Consider the following 15,139-nt stretch of genomic DNA (forward strand, 5'->3'; position numbering starts at 1 on the left):
TCCGTGCTTTCTCGTTCGACCAAGATGGTGCTGGCTGGAGTCGTGGGGGTGGTCCTGCTCGTAGGCTGCGGCCCGTCGAATCCGACGCCTACCGGTACGGTTCAGCCGACCTCAAGCCAGGCGGGCAGTGGTGCGCCTGTGCTCACCCAGCCGGAGCTGGACTCCGGCAAGTTCATGGGCAATCCGTGTGGGTTGCTGACCACTGGTCAGATTGCGCAGGTCGCCAGCGGCGTTGTCGGCAAGGTGTGGCCGGAGAGCATTCTGGGGCCGTCCTGCCAGTGGAACGCCAACGCTGAGCCAGCGAAGATCTACTTCTCGGTGACGATCAACACCAAGTCGGGCGGACTGGCTGGAATCTACGAGTTGCGGTCAGGGGCCAGGGTGTTCGAGCCGACGCAGGTAGGGGCCTATCCAGCGGTCGTGACCATGCCCGAGGATCTTCGTGACGGTGGGCAGTGCGTGCTGGAAACCGCGGTCGCGAAAGCGGTCACGATCAGGGTGGATATGACACTGCGCGGTGGGGTGAACAAGCCCGCCGACTACGCGACCCCCTGTCCGCGGGCGGTCAAGATTTCCGAGTTGGTGTTGGAGACGCTCAAGGGCGGTGGCTGAGATGGGCTTCCTCGACAAGGTCGGCGAGGTGGCCAGTGGTGCCTGGCAGGGCGTCAAGGACGGCTACAACTGGGCGATGGGCAATGTGCGCCCCGCCGGTCACGGTGGCGACCAGATTTACCAGTGGTTCCACCAGGGCAAGGGCACCGAGCCCACGGTGAGTCCCAAGCAGAAGCTGTGGGGCGATGTGGCGCGCAAATACGACGATATGCAGCGTGAGGTCGAGGCGATCCTGCGGGACTTCGGCTCCTGGCAGGGAAAGGCCGCGGATACCGCGCGGGAATCCGTGCTGCCACTGGCGAAGTACGCGGAAGCGGCCAAACAGGTGGCCGAGCAGACCGGGGGAAAGGTCGGCAACCAGGGCAACGACTGGCATGGGGCCAAGCACAAGCTCCGGCCGGTGTCCGGCGATATGCCGCAGAACAACATAATCAACCGGCTCACTCCTGGTGAGACCGATCTGGATCGCGACATTCAGAAGTTCAAGTCCGACACCAGCCACAACCAGGTGGTGCTCGCGGGGTACGGCGTTGCCACCAACGGCAACCTGACCACCATGCCGGCCTGGGCGCCGCCTGCCACCGCGACAGGTGACACCTCGCTGGTCCAGGCCCCGCCGGGTGGTGGCGGGGGATTCGACCGGGGACGGGATCCGGGGCGCGGTGGCATCCGGCCTGGCGGCACTGGTTCCTGGCCCGGTGGTCAGGGTCGTACCGGAGTGGACCAGCCACCCCGTGGCGGCGACCTGCCACCCGGTGGTCGCGGTGATCAGCCACCGCCAGGAGGCGGGGGCGACCTGCCACCCGGGGGTGGCCCGGTTCAGCGGCCAGGACCGATCGATGAGACCCCAGTGCAGTTCGCTGAGGACCCGGTCCAGCGGCCCGGTGGCGGCGGCCAGTACGGCGGCGGTGGACTTGGCGGCGGTGGCGCAGGCGGCGCTGGTTACGGTGGCGGGTTCGCGGGCGCTGGGTTTGGACCTGGCGGCGGCGGTTCAGCCGGTTCTGGTGGACGGGTCGGGGTTGGCGGGGGCGCGGGTTTCGGGCCGGCCGGTGCGGCGGCCACGGCTGGGCGCGCCGGTGCCGCTGGCATGGGCGCCGGGCCGATGGGTGGCGGCGCAGGGGCTCGGGGTGAAGAGGACAAGGAACATCAGCGGCCAGACTGGCTGGTGGAGTCCGAGGAGTTCTGGGGCATTGACGGTTACGTCGCACCGCCGGTCATCGGCGAGTCCTGAGTAACACGAAGCCACAGGGGGCGAATTATGCTGCGCGCTCGCGTGGTGATCTCGGCACTGGCCTACGACGTCGTCTGGGAGGCCGAGCGACTCGGGGACCAGCACAACGCGTTGATCACCGATTCGCCGGGGAGCACCTGGGACGAGCGGATCGAGGTCGCCAAGCGGGTGCTCGGGGAGTTGACCGCGGCCGGACTGGCTGATGGCACGGACGTGCGCCCGGATCTGGTGGCCGCGCTTCGACTGCTCGCCCGGCCACAGCGGGAGGTTTACGGCTGGTTCTCCCCGGATGCCCAGGCGTCGCCGGTGGGGGTGCTCGCCGCGGCGAGCGGAACCGACGCGGTGCTGGCGATTCTGCATGACGGCTGGCTGACCCTCGAACCGGTGGACCCCGACCGGCTGCCGGAGGTGGTGGCCCGGCTGCTGCCGGACTGCTCGCCGCTGCGCACCCCGGTACTCAGCTTCCCGCAAGACGAACCGGCGGGTCCGTCTACCGCCGAAGGTTCTGTGCTGCGTCCGGCTGGTGGCCCGCGAGGACATGCGGCGACCGCGGAGCGGGCGCGGCGGCTGTTCGCGCAACCGAAGCTGGGTGCGGGCCAGTTCCGGGTAGCCAGCCGGACTCCGCATGGTTCTCGCCAGGTCGCGGAGTTCCCCCTGGACTACGTCGACACCGCGGCCGGCCGGTATCTCGCCGGTCGGCAGCGCGGTCCGGATGGGGCGACCTGGGGCCTGGTCCTGCCCGGCAGCCCGCGGGAACTCGCTGACCGTTTGCGTGCGCAGTTCGCCGGTGCGCTGGTTCGCCTGCTTCCCGCCTGACCAGGGTTTGAGAGCGCGACCACCACGCAACCGGCCGCATCCCGTGCCGCCAACCGGGTCAGCCCGTCTCCCCGGCGAACCTCCAGTGGTCCAGACCTATTGACGGCCATGGTCTAAACCTCTTACCTTTCGGGCACCCTGCACCACTGTGTGACCCCGCACACCCGCGCACACAGCCGCCTCCGCCGCCGCTTTCCCTGGAGGTGAATCGTGATCAGGAAGGTGCCGATTTTCGCTGCCCTGGTTGCCTTGCTGGCCAGTTTGATGTTCGTCGTGGGGCAGAGCCCGGAGTCGCGGGCCGAGGTGCCGGACACCGCGGCCAACGAGGACTGCCGTCCCGACGGGCTCTACCGCACGCCGAATGTGAACGTGCCCTACTGCCTGGCCTATGACGCCGAGGGCCGGGAGAAGATGGGGGCCGATCACCCGCGCCGGATCATCGGCTACTTCACCAGCTGGCGTACCGGCAAGAACGGGCAGCCCGCGTACCTGGCCAAGGACATTCCCTGGACCAAGGTCACCCACCTCAACTACGCCTTCGCGCACATCGGCGCGGACAACAAGGCATCGGTCGGGGCCGCCGGGGCCAACAACCCCTCGATCGGGATGGAATGGCCTGGCGTGGCCGGGGCGGAGATGGATCCGTCCTTGCCCTACAAGGGGCATTTCAACCTGCTCAACAAGTACAAGAAGCAGTACCCGGACGTGAAGTCGCTGATCTCCATCGGTGGCTGGGCGGAGACCGGTGGGTTCATCGACGACAACGGCAACCGGGTCGCCAGCGGTGGTTTCTACACCATGACCGACAGCCAGGCGACCATCAACACCTTCGCCGACTCGGTGGTGGACCTGGTGCGCCGCTACGGTTTCAACGGCGCGGACATCGACTACGAGTACGCGACCTCGATGCCGAACTCGGGCAATCCGCTGGACTTCTCCTTCTCCAACCCGCGCCGAGCCAAGCTGATGGCCGGGTACAACGCGCTGATGAAGACCCTGCGGGAGAAGCTGGACGCGGCCAGTGCCGCCGATGGCAAGTACTACCTGCTGACCGTGGCCGCGCCCTCCTCCGGGTACATGCTGCGCGGCATGGAGACCTACCAGGTCCTGCAGTACCTGGACTACGTCAACGTGATGTCCTATGACCTGCACGGCGCGTGGAACCACTTCGTCGGGCCCAACGCCGCGCTCTTCGACGACGGCAAGGACGCCGAACTGGCCGCGGCCAACGTCTACAGCACGCCGCAGTACGGCGGGATCGGTTACCTCAACGGCGATTGGTCCTACCACTACTTCCGCGGCGCCATGCAGGCCGGGCGGATCAACCTCGGCGTGCCCTACTACACCCGCGGCTGGCGTGGCGTGAGCGGTGGCACCAACGGGTTGTGGGGCAAGGCCGCGTTGCCGGACCAGACCAAGTGCCCAGCAGGCACCGGGGGTTCGGTCGGGTCGACCACGCCGTGTGGCAACGGCGCGGTGGGCGCGGACAACCTCTGGCACGACCTGGACACCGCGAACAAGGAGGTCCCGGCGGGCTCGAACCCGTTGTGGCACGCCAAGAACCTCCAGGACGGCAAGCTCGGCAGCTATGCCGCGCAGTACGGGCTGACCCCGGCGACCGACCCGGATGACGCGATCACCGGGACCTACGTCCGCAACTACGACAACGGACTCATCGCGCCCTGGCTGTGGAACGAGCAGAAGAAGGTGTTCCTGTCCACAGAGGACGAACAGTCCATCGCGGCCAAGGCGCAGTACGTGCTCGACCGCGGGCTGGGCGGCATCATGATCTGGGAGCTGGCCGGCGACTACGCCAAGGACACCGCCAAGAACGAGTACTTCATGGGGTCGACCCTGACCACCACGATGTACGACAAGTTCCGCACCGGCGCGGCCTACGGCAACCGCAAGGCCAAGCACACCACGCCGGCGGAAACCCTTGACGTGTCAGTGGATCTGGGGCAGTTCCCGGTCGGCGACGCGAACTACCCGATCAGTCCCAAGGCGAAGATCACCAACAACTCCGCGGTGACCATCCCGGGCGGGGCCGATCTCCAGTTCGACTACGGCACCTCGGCGCCGGCGAACATCCAGCAGCAGTCCGGCTGGACCCTGGCGGTGACCCGGACCGACCACAGTGGACCGAACATCGGCGGCCTCAAGGGCGATCTGCACCGGATCTCGTTGAAGCTGCCCAGCTGGCAGAGCCTGGCGCCGGGTGCGAGCGCGGAGGTGGCGATCGTCTACTACCTGCCGATCACCAACCCGTCCAACCTCACGCTGACCTTCGGCGGCAAGACCTACGGGCTCAAGCAGGACCACGCGCGTGGCGCGGGCGGCACCCCGACCACCACCAGCACGACCACGAGCACCACGACCAGCACCACCGGCCCGACGACCACCAGCACCACGACCACGACCACGCCGCCGCCCGCCTGTTCGGTGGCGGCCTGGGCCAGCGGCTCGACCTACACCCAGGGCAACGAGGTCTCGCACAAGGGCAAGAAGTGGCGGGCCAAGTGGTGGACCAAGGGCGAGGAGCCCGGCAGCACCGGCGAATGGGGGGTGTGGCAGGACCTCGGCGCCTGCTGAGGCACCGGCTGAGCTGAGTGTGCGGGGCGGTCCGGGTGTGCCACCGGGCCGCCCCGCCGCACGCTAGATTCCGGTGGTGACTTACGGGTTGGAGCTGGCGGGGGACAACGCCACCTGGTTCTTCGAGACCGGGCACCTTCGGATCGTCTACCGCGGCGGACTGCGGGCCAGCGGACTGCTCAAGAAGCTCGGCGAGCGGACCGTGCCGGATCTCGCCATCGCCGACGTCGCGGTCACCGCCGACCGCAAGACCACCACCTTGCAGCTGCGGCTACGCCCCGGCGCCTGCCCGTACCTGGAGGCCGCGGGCGGCCAGTTGCCCGACCGCGGCGACCCGTACCGGCTGGTCGTGCCCGCGTCCAACCGCGACCTGGCCGAGCACTACGGCGAGGACATCCGCACCCGCGTCTCGCTCAACCCCGACGCCGGCCTGCCCGCGCCGCGGTTCCTGCTCGCCGGGCCCGCTGTGCCCTGCCGCATCCGCGGCTACGACAGCAACGTCAGCTTCGACGGCCGGGTGGTGCTGTTCGAGCCGATCGCAGGCGAGGCCCATCCGCAGAAGCAGGCCGCCGGACCGCGCAGCGTGCCGATCGGTTCGGTGCTCGGCCTGGACTGGGCCACCCCCGCCGGTGGCGGCGGGCACCTGCGGCTGCGCACCATCGACGCGCCGGACTACCGCCTCGGCCCTGAGGTCGACCCGTACGCGGTGACCTTCGGCCTCGGCGCGGGCATGACCGCCGAATCCCTGCCCTTCGCCGCCGCCGTGCTGGCCGCGATCCCCGAGCAGGCCGAACTGCCCGTGGGCGCACCGGCCGTCGCGAGCCTGGCCGCCACCGCCGACGAGGTGGTCGGCGCGATCCGCAAGCTCGGCGAACTGCGTGACCTCGGCCTGCTCACCGAGGAGGAGTTCAGCGCCAAGAAGGCCGAGTTGCTCGGCCGGTTGTAGCAGGCGGGAGCGCCGTTCGGGGGAAAAGCGGGCCGGACGCATTGCCTCGCCGCGGGATCGGGGCCAGGTTCACCGCATGCCACGACCACGCCTGCTCGCCATCCTGTGCGCCACCGCGCTGCTCGGTGGGCTCGTCACCGGCAGTGCCGCCGCGGGCGACGATCCGAGCATCCAGTCGCTGACCACCGACCTGGACCAGATCCTGGCCGACCCCCGGCTGGCCGGGGCGGGCGCCGGAGTCGTGGTGCGTTCGGTGCCGATGCTCGACCCTGCAAGCAGGTCTTCGGTGGAGGACGGCCAAGTGCTCTACCGGCGCGGCGGCGCGGACCGGCTGCAACCGGCCTCCAACGCCAAACTGCTGACCTCCGCGGCCGCCCTGGAAGTCCTCGGCCCCGACCACCGCTTCACCACCAGCGTCCTGGCCGACAGCTCGCTGCGCGGCAGCGTCCTGCACGGCGACCTCTACCTGCGCGGCTCCGGCGACCCCACCACCCTGGCCGCCGACTACGAGGCGCTCGCCCAGCGCGTCGCCGACACCGGGATCAAGGTGGTCACCGGCAAAGTCGTGGCCGACGACTCCGCCTTCGACCCGGTCCGCCTCGGCGTCAGCTGGGCCTGGGACGACGAGCCGTTCTACTACTCCGCCCAGGTCGGCGCGCTCACCGTGGCCCCGGACACCGACTACGACGCGGGCACCGTGATCGTCCGGGTCCGCCCGGCCGCGGCTGGCCAGAAACCGGCCATCGAACTGTCCCCGCCGACCTCGATCGTCACCATCGACAACCGGGCCACCACCGGCGCACCCGGCTCGGCGAGCAGCATCGTGGTGGAACGCCAGCACGGCACCAACACCGTCGTGATCACCGGATCCGCACCGGCCAACGGGAACCCGAGCGCGCATTTCTCCACTGTGGACGATCCGGCCCGCTACGCCGCCGACGTCTTCCGCGCCGCGCTGACCCGCCGCGGCGTCCAGGTCCTGGACCCGAAGCTGGGCACCGGCGTCACCCCGGCGCACTTCACCGAACTCGCCGCGCACCGCTCCATGCCCCTGTCCCAGCTGCTGGTGCCGTTCATGAAGCTCAGCAACAACGGCCACGCCGAGATCCTGGTCAAGGCCATGGGCAAAGCCGTGCACGGCAAGGGCACCTGGGCCGACGGCATCCGCGCGATGACCCCGAAACTCGCCGCGCTGGGCCTGTCCGCCAACGCCTACCGGCTGGTCGACGGCTCCGGACTGTCCAGAATGGACATGGTCAGCGCGGACCAGCTCACCGCCCTGCTCGCCGCCGCCCGCAGCCGCCCCTGGTACCCGGTCTGGCACCACTCGCTGCCGGTGGCCGGACATCCGGACCGGATGGTCGGCGGCACCCTGCGCACCCGGCTGCGCGGCACCCCCGCCGAGGGCAGGATCCGGGCCAAGACCGGGTCGCTGACCGCGGTGAGCGCGCTGTCCGGGTATGTCACCGGCGCCGACGGCAAGGACCTGGCCTTCGCCGTGGTCACCAACAACGTGCTCAGCGGCACCAAGGACCTGGAGGACCGGATCGCGCTGCGGCTGGCCATGCACCCGGCCGGCCCGGCCGCCCGCTCCATCCCCCTGGAACCCCCGGCCGGGGACCCGTGGCTGGAATGCTCCTGGCGCAAAGCCTGCTGACCGGCCCGGGTAGGTCCACACTCGGGGTATGGGCATTCCGCGCGACTACGACGACAACCCGGATCGCTACCGGCGGGGGATGACCGCCTCGCCGGGCGCGCCGGACCTGTACGCGCTGCTCGCCGCCGAACTACCCGCCGGCGCCGTGGTGCTGGATCTGGGCTGCGCCGAAGGCGTGCTCAGCCACGCGGTCACCGCCCGCGGCGACGGCCCGCGCCTGGTCGTGGGCCTGGACCGGTCGGCGACCATGCTGCGCGCGCACCCCGGCCCGGCGGTGCGCGGCTGCGTCACCGCGCTGCCCTTCGGCGACGGCAGCGTCGATGTGGTGGTGGCCGCCAACAGCCTCTGCCACCTGGGTGATCCGCGTCCGGCCCTGCGCGAGGCCCGCCGGGTGCTGGTCCAGGGCGGGCTGTTCCTGGCCGCGACCATCGCGCACACCGACTCGCCCGAACTGGCCGCGGTGTGGCGGCCCGGCCGCACCGCCTTCGACGCCGAACAGGCGCCCGAGCTGGTTCGCACGGTCTTCCCCGACGTCGAGATCCGGCCCTGGGACGAGCCCATGGTCCACCTGCCGGACACCCGCGCGGTGCGCGACTACCTGGTGGCCCGGCTGATGCCGCCGACCGAGGCCGAGATCAGCGCGCGCTGGGTGGAGGTCCCGTTGACCGTCACCAAGCGGGGCGCGCTGATCCTGGCTCGCTAGCCCGACTCCTCGTCCATCAACTTCTCCCGCAGCGTGGCCAGGGTGCGGCCGAGCAGCCGGGAGACGTGCATCTGCGAGATGCCCACCCGGTCGGCGATCTGGGTCTGCGTCATGTTGCCGAAGAACCGCAGCACCACGATGGTCCGTTCCCGCTCCGGCAACTGGGCCAGCAGCGGCTGCAGCGACTCCCGGTACTCGACCTCGGCCAGACCCTCGTCCTCCTCGCCGAGCGCGTCACCCAGGGACACCGAATCGTCGTCGGCGATGAGCAGGTCGTCCAGGGAGGCGCTGCGATAGGCGTTGGTGGCCTCCAGACCCTCGTAGACCTCCTCGCGGGTCAGTCCGAGGTGCCCGGCGATCTCACTGGGCGTCGGCGCGCGACCGAGCCGCTGGGACAGCTCGCTGGTGGCCGCGCTGATCGACAGGTGCAGCTCCTTGAGCCGCCGGGGCACCCGCACCGCCCAGCTGGCGTCCCGGAAGTGCCTGCGCACCTCGCCCATCACGGTGGGCACCGCGAAGGACAGGAAGTCCACCCCGCGTTCGGCGTCGAACCGGTCCACCGCGTTGATCAGGCCCAGGGTGGCGACCTGGGTCAGGTCTTCCTGGGGTTCGCCGCGCTGGCTGAACCGGCGCGCGATGTGCTTGGCCACCGGCAGGTACCCGGTGACCAGCCGGTCGCGCAGCAGCTGCCGGCCCGGATCCTCCGCTGGCAGCGCGGCCAGCTCGCTGAACAACGGCTTGAGGTGGTCGTATCGGCCGGAGTCGCCGGAACCCGGCTCGGCCGCGCTGTCGGCCTGGGTCACCCGCCCACCACCGAGTTGCTCCTCTTCGCCAGCTCGATCCGGACCAGGTGGAATCCGTCCTGGGCCGGTTCGACGCCGGCCTGCACCGAGTCGGCGAGCGTGGTCAGCACCTGCCAGCCGAAGGAGTCCTTGCGCGGCAACGCATCCGAGGCCGACAGCACTCCGGCGCGCACCGTGATCTCCCCGGCGCCCGGCCGGAACTCGCAGCTCAGCACCACGCCGGGCGCGGCGAGGCGGACCAGAGTCGAGCACACCTCGTCCACCGCCAGCTTGAGGTCGGCGATCGCGTCCAGGTCGAAGTCCTCCCGCATGGCGAGGTCGGCGGCGACCGCGCGCACCGCGGAGATCTGCACCGCGGTGGCGGCGATGCGCACCTCCACCGGGGGAATGGCCGGTTCGGAAGTCGAATCGGGCTGCGACACGGTCACCTCGACATCTCGGAAAAGCGGTGGTGGGACGCGATCACGCTACGACACCTGGACATTCATCACCTCGGCTGGCTCGACAAGCATGGACATACCCCGGCCTGGAACCGGCCAACCCTGGGCGATTCGCCGCGATGCCACCCGGTTTAGCGACCGGGCGGTTCGAGAACCCCGGGGGTGGAGGTGCTCCGATGAGGATCGCGATGGTGTCCGACCCGACCGTCTCCGACCAGGACCCCCAGGTGACCCGGCTCGCCGCCGGACTGACCGGGGCCGGTCACCGGGTCACCGTGTACACCAGGTCGGACCGGGAAACGCTGCCGATGGGGGAGTTCACCGAGTTCCTTGCCCGCCGCTTCCGGCAGCGGCCGCCGGACCTGGTGCACGCGCACTGCTGGACCGCCGGACTGGCCGCGCTGACCGCCGCCGGCGGCACCGGCGCGCCGCTGGTGCAGACCTACCACGGCCTCGGCGAGGCGGGCGGCGACCGCAACACGATCGAGCGGTTACTGGGCCGCCGGGCCAGTCTGGTGCTGGCCGGGGCCGACGAGGAACGGGACCGGCTGGTGCGGATGGGCGTGCCCAGGGGCCGGATCTCGGTGGTGCCCAATGGAATCGACCTGCGACGCTTCCACCCCGAGGGCGAGGTGGCCGCGCGCGGCGCCCGGCACCGGCTGCTCGGCCTCGGCCGGTTGCGCGCGGCCGACGGCTTCGACCGGATCATCGAGGTGCTGCCCGCGGTGCCGGACACCGAACTCGTGCTGGCCACCCCGTCCGGTCGGTCCACTGTGGACGAAGACGGGCTGCGGGAGCTGGCCAGGGCCCGTGGCGTGGCCGACCGGGTGCACCTGCTCGGCCCGGTCACCGCCCGCGCGCTGCCCGCCCTGCTGCGCTCGGCGGACGCGCTGATGTGCTTGCCCCGCAACGGTTCCTGTGGTTCCCAGGCACTGGCCGCGATGGCCTGTGGCACCGCGGTGATCACCACCGAGGGCGGTGCGGCGGCCGACACCGTGGTGCACGGCGTGACCGGGTTGCACGTGCGGCCGGAGGATCCGCGCGGGCTGGCCAAGGCGTTGCGCGCCTTCCTGGCCGATCCGGCCATGGTCGAGGCGTGCGGCGCGGCCGGCCGGGACCGGGTCAGCGCCCGCTATTCCTGGGACCGGGTGGTCGCCGACACCGACCGGAGCTACGAGCGGATCGTGGCCGCCACGGCCATCCCGCAGCAGCGGCGCGGCCGGTGAGGGCGGTCAGGCCAGGGCGCCGTCGAGGGTCTGGTGGATGTCGAAGACCTCGCCGAGCCCGGTGGCGTGCAATGGCCGGGTCACCGCGTGCGTGGCGCAGACCAGGCGCAGTTCGGCGTCCTGGCTGTGCACCACCTGGCGGGCCTCCACCAGCGCGGCCAGGCCGCTGGAGCCGAGGAAGCTGACCCCGGACAGGTCCAGCACCAGGCGGCGGCAGTTCGCGTCCACCTCGGCGCCGAGCAGTTCCTGGAAGGCCGGGGTGGAGGACATGTCCAGCTCGCCGACCACGGTGATCACCACGATGCCGCCAGGGCGGCGCGCGGCGGTGGCATCGGCCACCTCGGACCCGGGCAGGTCCACCGGAAGTACGTCCTGGATGTGCTCGGTCACGGCGCCTCCTCCTGCCCCACTCGCGTGAATCGCTGCGTCGAGCCGCATCGGCAAGGCGGGTAGTGCGGTATCCGGCGACTGGGCTGAGCCCACGCGCCGACACGGCCATTTGGCCGTAGCCCCACCCACCGTAGAGACGCCGTGCACGAGTGACAACCGCCCCTCGTAGGTGACCGTGCGTATCCGGACCGCGGTCCCACCGCTGACCTGCGGAGGGTGCCGATCCCGCGAATTTCGCCGAACTCGTCACCCTCCGCCGTCAGTGTCGGTGCTAAGTGGTCGCGCCGGAGGTGATCGGAGTGAGCCGCCCGGACTGCTGATCAACCAGGTACATCCGCGGGCCCGCGATGTCGAAGAACATGCCGACCAGGGTCAGCCGCCCGTCCTGCACGGCCTCCCGCACCAGCGGGAAGGTGAGCAGGTTGTCCAGCTGTTGCACCACGTTGGCCACGCTGAGCCGGTCGTGCACGGCGAGTTCGGCGTCCTCGTCCACGGCGTGGAAGCGGATCAGGCTGGGCTGGATGTGCCGCAGCCACTCGGCCAGCCGGGAGCCGGAGCGGACTCCGCCGGACAGGCCGGCTTTCATCGCGCCGCAGTCGGAATGCCCGCACACCACGATGCTGGCCACGTTGAGCACGTCCACCGCGTACTCCACGGCCGCGCCCACCGAGGCGTCCTCGGGTCCCTCGTCGTGCCGGGGCACCAGGTTGCCGATGTTGCGCAGGGTGAACAGGTCACCCGGTCCGCTGGTGGTGATCAGGTTGGGCACCACCCGGGAGTCCGCGCAGGTGACGAAGAGCTGCCGGGGGCTCTGTCCGTTGGCGGCCAGTTCGGCGAAGAAGGGCCGGGCCAGTGGCGCGCAGCTGCGCTCGAACTCGTGCATGCCCAGCAGCAGCGAGTCGTCCAGGGCCATGGATTCGTTGCGCGGCAACGGGATCGCCGAGACCGCGGGGTCCTCGCCGTCCCGGTGCTGCCACACCGACCAGGGCGCGAACCAGCGCAGCAGCGGGCCGGGCAGTGAGCGGCGCTGTTCCGGACGGCTGTCCTGGGCGCGGTGGTACCAGGTGTCCCGGTCCTCGTTCACCGTGACCGTGCCGCCCAGGCGTTCGTGCGTGCGGCACCAGCCGTGGATGGCTTCGTAGGCGGCGTGGTCCAGGTAGTCCACGTGCAGGGTGAGCAGCACCTCGGCCCGTTCCGGCACCCGGCGTAGTTCGCTGGTCAGCCGGGCCACGCCGAGGAAGACCAGCGAGCCGCGCACGGTGACCGACCACCGGTTGTCGTCCTCGGCCGGTTCGCTCACCCGGATCGTGGCGTGCGTCAGCCGGTAGAGGGCGAGGGCGAGCGCGAGCAGGATGCCCAGCGTGACGCCCTGCACCAGGTCCAGGAAGACCACGCCGCCGAAGGTGATCGCGTACACCGGGAACTCGCGGTGCCGCCACAGTTCGCGCATGTGCGTGAGCCGGACCAGCTGCACGCCGGAGACCACCAGCACCGCGGCCAGCGCAGCGAGCGGGATCTGCTCCAGCAGGCCGGCCAGCACGAGCACGAAGGCGGCCACCCACAGTCCGTGCAGGATGGTCGAGGCCCGGCTGCGCGCGCCGGCGGCGACGTTGGCAGAGGAGCGCACGATGCCGCCGGCGATGGGCAGCCCGCCGAGCGCGCCGGAGGCCATGTTGGCCACGCCCTGGGCGACCAGCTCGCGGTCCAGGTCGGCGCGCGGGCCGGTGTGCAACCGGTCCACCGCGACCGCCGACAGCAGTGATTCGACACTGGCCACCGCGGCGACCAGCAGCACCGACAGCACGATCCCGCTCGGCGTGCCAGCGGGCAGCGCGGGCAGGGTGAAGGCGGCCAGGGGCGCGTCCGGCAGGTTCACCCTGGGCAGGTTCAGCTCGAAGATCGAGGCCACCGCGGTCGCCGCGGCCACCGCGACCAGTGCGGCGGGCACCAGGCGCACCTTGGGCAGGCGGGGCCACAGCAGCAGCACGGCGATGGCGACCAGGCCGACGGCGAAGGCGGCGTCGTGGTGCGCGCCGATCTGGGCTGGCAGATCGCGCAGGTTGGCCAGCACCGAGGTCTGCGGCTGACCGCCGAGCACCACGTGCAGCTGGCTGATCGCGATGACCACGCCGATCCCGGCGAGCAACCCGTGCACGACGGCCGGGGAGAGGGACAGGGCGGCCCGGCCGACCTTGGACAGGCCCAGCAGCAGTTGCAACAACCCCGCGGCGATGGTGATCCCGGCGGTGGCGGCGAATCCGTACTGGTGGACGAGCCCGGCGACGATGACGGTCAGACCGGTGGCGGCCCCGCTGATCTGGAGCGGGGACCCGCTGAGCGAGCCGGCGACCACTCCGCCGACGACGGCGGCGATCAGGCCTGCCATCAGCGGGGCGCCGGAGGCGGCGGCGATGCCGAGGGAGAGCGGAACGGCGGTGAGCAGGACGACGAGTGAGGCGGGCAGATCGTGGCGGAGCAGGCTGACCAGGCGGTTCTTCCCGGATAGGCCGGGCGGTGAGTGGACCGGCGGCCGGCTCGAGGTGGTGTGCTCGCTGCTGCGGTGCCGGGGACGGGGTGCGCTGATCATGGCGCGGTGAACCTCCGATGGATGTGCGGTATCGCGTGGCGCCGCGGAGCGCGGACCACGCGCGTCAGCCCCGGGCACACAGACCCGGTGCGGTGGGGGGAGACGGAATTACGGCCGGCGCGTCAACACCGACGCGCGAGCGGACATCAGCAGCAGGTTCGCCAAGCCCAAGCGGGCGCGGGTAACGGCTCGGCGCACCGAGTCCTTGCCATGCGCGACCTCCGACTGATGATCAACACGGGGAAGTTATCGAGTTTTCCGCCGCTGTGTCCATCGTCACATGCCTGGTGATCTTCTTGTAGACCCGTCAACCAGTCGGGAGCGGAAGTTCACACCCCTCGGGGACAACCCCTGACCCGCTGGTCACCACCCTTAGACGAAAGTCAGGGGCCGGATAACCGGAAGTCCGGGACGCCGGTGTGTCCGGTTCTGAAAGACTTGCCCCGCATCCACACCACACGAGGGGGACAAGAACGCCATGGGGTTCATCACCGAGGCGCTGGAGTCGATCGCCGGCCTGCCCAAGCCCGCCGTCCTGATCGCCACCGGCCTGCTCACCTTCGGCGAGTGCGCCATCGGCCTGGGCTTCATCGTCCCCGGCGACACCGGCCTGCTGGTCGCCGCCACCACGGTCAAGACGGTGCCGTTCTTCCTGACCATGTGGGTGGTCATGACCATCTGCGCCGCGGCGGGCGACTCGGTCGGCTACCTGCTGGGCCGCAAGTTCGGCGTCAAACTCAGAAACACCAAGCTGGTGGCCAAGATGGGCGCCGACAACTGGGACAAGGCAACGGACCTGATCCGCCGCCGAGGTGCCTGGGCGGTCTTCTTCGCCCGCTTCCTCCCGGTGGTCCGCACCCTGACCCCGGCCGCCGCGGGCACCTCCGGCCTGGCCTACCGCAAGTTCCTGCCCGCCTCGATCATCGGTGCCACCCTGTGGTCCCTGCTGCACATCGGCATCGGCGCGGGCCTGGGCGAAGCCGCCAAGCGCGTCGAGGGCATCCTCGGCACGGCGAGCTGGGTCCTGCTGGCGGTGATCGCGATCGTGGTCGTGACCCTGGTGCTGCGCAAGCGCGCCAAGAACAAGGCCGAGGCCGCCGCGACTCCGGAACCGCAGCTGGAAGCCGCGAACTGAC

At 70.7% G+C, this 15,139-nt stretch carries 13 protein-coding genes; 9 read left to right on the plus strand and 4 right to left on the minus strand.

Going from position 1 to position 15,139, the window contains the following annotated elements; genetic code table 11:
• Positions 1-24 precede the first annotated feature (24 nt).
• The 7 genes from MZC64_RS36275 (at position 25) to MZC64_RS36315 (ending at position 8,557) form a co-directional block, all read left to right on the plus strand.
• Positions 25-612, plus strand: coding sequence for a DUF3558 domain-containing protein (locus MZC64_RS36275; protein ID WP_247760854.1), 588 nt, complete (start codon positions 25-27; stop codon positions 610-612).
• On the plus strand, positions 605-1,843 hold the full coding sequence (locus MZC64_RS48280; protein ID WP_282106433.1) for a hypothetical protein: 1,239 nt from the start codon (positions 605-607) through the stop codon (positions 1,841-1,843). The genes MZC64_RS36275 and MZC64_RS48280 overlap by 8 nt, the downstream gene beginning before the upstream one ends.
• 27 nt (positions 1,844-1,870) lie before the next feature.
• Positions 1,871-2,659: an ESX secretion-associated protein EspG gene (locus MZC64_RS36295; protein ID WP_247760278.1), complete on the plus strand. Its 789-nt coding sequence runs from the start codon at positions 1,871-1,873 to the stop codon at positions 2,657-2,659.
• 264 nt (positions 2,660-2,923) lie between these two features.
• A complete protein-coding gene (locus tag MZC64_RS36300) occupies positions 2,924-5,251 on the plus strand; it encodes a chitinase C-terminal domain-containing protein (RefSeq protein WP_247760853.1) in 2,328 nt (775 codons plus the stop codon).
• A gap of 76 nt (positions 5,252-5,327) precedes the next feature.
• Entirely contained in the window at positions 5,328-6,197 is an 870-nt protein-coding gene (locus MZC64_RS36305; protein WP_247760277.1) for a DUF4429 domain-containing protein, read from the plus strand.
• 76 nt (positions 6,198-6,273) lie between these two features.
• Positions 6,274-7,854, plus strand: a complete 1,581-nt coding sequence (gene dacB / locus MZC64_RS36310; protein WP_247760276.1) for a D-alanyl-D-alanine carboxypeptidase/D-alanyl-D-alanine-endopeptidase — start codon at positions 6,274-6,276, stop codon at positions 7,852-7,854.
• A 28-nt stretch (positions 7,855-7,882) separates the two neighbouring features.
• The gene (locus tag MZC64_RS36315) at positions 7,883-8,557 is read left to right on the plus strand and encodes a class I SAM-dependent methyltransferase (protein ID WP_247760275.1); all 675 of its coding nucleotides are present in this window, start codon (positions 7,883-7,885) and stop codon (positions 8,555-8,557) included.
• On the opposite strand, the gene MZC64_RS36320 is transcribed toward MZC64_RS36315, so the two are convergent.
• Together MZC64_RS36320 and MZC64_RS36325 are read right to left on the minus strand one after the other, a co-directional pair.
• Positions 8,554-9,360, minus strand: coding sequence for a SigB/SigF/SigG family RNA polymerase sigma factor (locus MZC64_RS36320; RefSeq protein ID WP_308301107.1), 807 nt, complete (start codon positions 9,358-9,360; stop codon positions 8,554-8,556). The genes MZC64_RS36315 and MZC64_RS36320 overlap by 4 nt on opposite strands.
• Positions 9,357-9,788, minus strand: a complete 432-nt coding sequence (locus MZC64_RS36325; RefSeq protein WP_247760274.1) for an ATP-binding protein — start codon at positions 9,786-9,788, stop codon at positions 9,357-9,359. Before MZC64_RS36325 ends, MZC64_RS36320 begins: the two co-directional genes overlap by 4 nt.
• 188 nt (positions 9,789-9,976) lie before the next feature.
• Between MZC64_RS36325 and MZC64_RS36330 the strand changes: the two genes are divergently transcribed.
• Positions 9,977-11,026, plus strand: a complete 1,050-nt coding sequence (locus MZC64_RS36330; protein ID WP_247760273.1) for a glycosyltransferase — start codon at positions 9,977-9,979, stop codon at positions 11,024-11,026.
• A 6-nt stretch (positions 11,027-11,032) separates the two neighbouring features.
• Here MZC64_RS36330 and MZC64_RS36335 read toward each other — a convergent pair whose 3' ends face one another.
• Together MZC64_RS36335 and MZC64_RS36340 are read right to left on the minus strand one after the other, a co-directional pair.
• Complete coding sequence (locus tag MZC64_RS36335) at positions 11,033-11,416, minus strand: STAS domain-containing protein (RefSeq protein WP_247760272.1); 384 nt, start codon at positions 11,414-11,416, stop codon at positions 11,033-11,035.
• Between the two features lie 271 nt (positions 11,417-11,687).
• The gene (locus MZC64_RS36340; RefSeq protein ID WP_247760271.1) at positions 11,688-14,003 is read right to left on the minus strand and encodes a SulP family inorganic anion transporter; all 2,316 of its coding nucleotides are present in this window, start codon (positions 14,001-14,003) and stop codon (positions 11,688-11,690) included.
• A 478-nt stretch (positions 14,004-14,481) separates the two neighbouring features.
• Between MZC64_RS36340 and MZC64_RS36345 the strand changes: the two genes are divergently transcribed.
• Positions 14,482-15,138, plus strand: a complete 657-nt coding sequence (locus MZC64_RS36345) for a DedA family protein (RefSeq protein ID WP_247760270.1) — start codon at positions 14,482-14,484, stop codon at positions 15,136-15,138.
• The last annotated feature ends 1 nt before the right edge of the window (position 15,139 follow it).

The sequence above is a fragment of the Crossiella sp. S99.2 genome, from assembly GCF_023094165.1.
Taxonomy (GTDB): domain Bacteria; phylum Actinomycetota; class Actinomycetes; order Mycobacteriales; family Pseudonocardiaceae; genus Crossiella.

Excerpts from the sequence above, each read along its gene's own strand:
- MZC64_RS36275 (WP_247760854.1), top strand. The coding sequence starts at position 25 with ATGGTGCTGGCTGGAGTCGTGGGGGTGGTCCTGCTCGTAGGCTGCGGC.
- MZC64_RS36295 (WP_247760278.1), top strand. The coding sequence starts at position 1,871 with ATGCTGCGCGCTCGCGTGGTGATCTCGGCACTGGCCTACGACGTCGTC.
- MZC64_RS36300 (WP_247760853.1), top strand. The coding sequence starts at position 2,924 with ATGTTCGTCGTGGGGCAGAGCCCGGAGTCGCGGGCCGAGGTGCCGGAC.
- dacB (WP_247760276.1), top strand. The coding sequence starts at position 6,274 with ATGCCACGACCACGCCTGCTCGCCATCCTGTGCGCCACCGCGCTGCTC.
- MZC64_RS36315 (WP_247760275.1), top strand. The coding sequence starts at position 7,883 with ATGGGCATTCCGCGCGACTACGACGACAACCCGGATCGCTACCGGCGG.
- MZC64_RS36330 (WP_247760273.1), top strand. The coding sequence starts at position 9,977 with ATGAGGATCGCGATGGTGTCCGACCCGACCGTCTCCGACCAGGACCCC.
- MZC64_RS36340 (WP_247760271.1), bottom strand. The coding sequence starts at position 14,003 with ATGATCAGCGCACCCCGTCCCCGGCACCGCAGCAGCGAGCACACCACC.
- MZC64_RS36345 (WP_247760270.1), top strand. The coding sequence starts at position 14,482 with ATGGGGTTCATCACCGAGGCGCTGGAGTCGATCGCCGGCCTGCCCAAG.